Here is a 2,498-nt window from a genome sequence, read left to right as displayed (position 1 = left end):
TTCCTCTACCATCTCGAAGACAATCAGGTTGCAGTCGGTTTCGTCGTGCACCTGAATTACAAGAACCCCTATCTTTATCCGTTCGAGGAATTCCAGCGCTTCAAGACGCATCCGGCGATCCGCGGCACGTTCGAGGGCGGCAAACGCCTCTCCTATGGCGCGCGCGCTATCACCGAGGGCGGCTATCAGTCGGTGCCGAAGCTCTCCTTCCCGGGCGGCGCGCTGATCGGCTGTTCGGCGGGCTTCGTCAACGTGCCGCGTATCAAGGGCAGCCACAATGCGGTTCTCTCGGGCATGATGGCCGCCGACCGCATAGCCGAGGCGATTGCATCAGGCCGCGCCAATGACGAGGTGGCCGAGATTGAAACCGACTGGCGCAAGAGCGATATCGGCAAGGATCTGAAGCGTGTGCGCAACGTCAAGCCGCTCTGGTCGAAGTTCGGCACGGCCCTGGGTGTCGCTCTCGGCGGTCTCGACATGTGGACCAACCAGCTCTTCGGCTTCTCCTTCTTCGGCACGCTTGGTCACGGCAAGACCGACGCAGCCTCGCTGGAGCCGGCTTCACAGCACAAGAAGATCGATTATCCGAAGCCCGACGGTGTCCTGACCTTCGACCGCTTGTCCTCCGTCTTCCTGTCGAACACCAACCATGAGGAGGATCAGCCGGTCCATCTCCAGGTGAAGGACATGGCCCTGCAGAAATCGTCCGAGCACGACATCTACGCCGGCCCGTCAACCCGCTACTGTCCGGCCGGCGTCTACGAATGGGTGGAGAAGGACGGCGAAGAGACCTTCGTCATCAACGCCCAGAACTGCGTCCACTGCAAGACCTGCGACATCAAGGACCCCAACCAGAACATCAACTGGGTGCCGCCGCAGGGCGGCGAGGGGCCGGTCTATCTGAATATGTGATGTGCTGCGCGGACTTTCCTGGCAGATTTGCTGATGTAAAAATTTCCACTGACGCACTGACGCAAGAAATCAAGCACGTACTTATTGAGACTGCCTTTCTGCCGAAGGCAAAGCGGCAAATCTCGATGGGAGTGTTGCCAGTCGAAAATGCGAGGCGTCGCGACGGACGCCTCTTCGCAATTATCGGGGCCACGAATGCAGCAACTACTTCGCAGCGTCCGAAAGCCATTCAAGAGCACCAGCTTCTGCAGGGAATAGCCAACCGATCACCAAAATAATCCAAAACTTCCGTGTTTCTGTCCATTGCCTCGACATCGCGATCCTTTCAACCTGCTTGCAGATACATCGAAGGTGGAGAGCCATGATGAGCACGCTGATCTACATGACGGATATCTCGAATATCGTTTTATCCCTTGGAGAGAGTGTACGGAGCTATTTGTATCAACTAGGAAGAGACAGCAAGCGCAACGGTTGAGTACTGTTTCTCGACGTGGCCTGCTGCAGGCGACGCATGAGGCCGCGCCTTCGCCGGATGTATACACAGCCATACTGGCTTGACCCTGCGCGAACACCCGATCGCTTTCTTGCGCGAGGATCTCGCCGCTCGAAGCCTCGTCACCTGCGGTGAAGCCATGTCTGCCCGCGATGGCCGGTGGTTGATGACCGGGGGCCTCGTTCGGGTCCGTCAAATGCCAGGATCGGCAAAAGGCGTGATGTTCCTGACGATCGAGGACGAGACCGGTCTGGCAAACGTCGTCGTCTGGCCGAAGCTTCGCGCGACGCCGACGCGTTGTGCTCGGATCAAGCATGATGGCGATCAACGGCCGCATCCAGCGGGAAGGGGACGTCGTGCACCTCATCGCCCAGCAACTGTTCGATCTCTCGGGCGACCTATCCGCCTTGGCGGATCGTGATGGGGAGTTCAAACTGCCGACGGGCCGGGGCGACGAGTTCGCCCACGGATCGCCGGGAAGTCCGGATTCGCGGGATCGAGCGCCGGCGGTTCAGCCAAGAGATATTTTCGTTCCCGCCCTTCCTATCGATACGCTGAAGGTGAAGATTCGGAATTTTCACTGATGATTTCAGAATGATAGCTTGTTCAAAGGACGCACTCCTTGACCGGAATCGGACCGCGGCACCCCTCATCCTTCAAAGGCAGTGATTTAAACAAGTTCCATAAATTAGGTTACGCCTCAGACATGTGTTTTCAATGATTTAGTGATTAATCAGAGGCGGGTGGGTTCGATTCTCATCAAGGCGGCTGGGCGGACCTTGTGAGCGAATGTTATCAGAATCGGAGGATGGCCCAAGGCAGCCAAAAGCCGAACGGTGGTCCTTGGGGGGCGGGCTGCCAGACACGCCGACGGAGCTAATAACCAATGGCCAAAAATTCGATTCAGCTCAATGCTCATCGTCTAGGTCCATCTTAGAAGAAAGATGTCAATCTTGCCAAATTTTGCCATTGGAGCTATATGTATTCATATGAGCACAATGAACATTTCTCTCCCCGACCACCTTAAGAGCTTCGTTGATGAGCAGGTCGCGGGACGTGGTTATGGGACGTGGTTATGGGACGAGCAGCGAAT

2 protein-coding genes and 1 pseudogene are annotated in these 2,498 nt (G+C 56.8%); all 3 read left to right on the top strand.

The annotated features are described in order from the left end of the window. The coding region (locus AC1DM5_RS36420; RefSeq protein ID WP_477976920.1) for an electron transfer flavoprotein-ubiquinone oxidoreductase at positions 1 to 912 on the top strand (912 nt) is incomplete at its 5' end. A gap of 539 nt (positions 913 to 1,451) precedes the next feature. Then, positions 1,452 to 1,989: pseudogene (locus tag AC1DM5_RS36415) on the top strand (OB-fold nucleic acid binding domain-containing protein); the annotation flags it as partial. A 360-nt stretch (positions 1,990 to 2,349) separates the two neighbouring features. Further along, positions 2,350 to 2,498: ribbon-helix-helix domain-containing protein (locus AC1DM5_RS36410; RefSeq protein ID WP_477976922.1), on the top strand; the 149-nt coding region annotated here is incomplete at its 3' end.

The sequence above is a fragment of the Rhizobium sp. 01T437 genome (assembly GCF_056398505.1).
The sequence above is the reverse complement of the archived record's forward strand: the minus strand, read 5'-3'. Positions and strand labels throughout refer to the sequence as shown.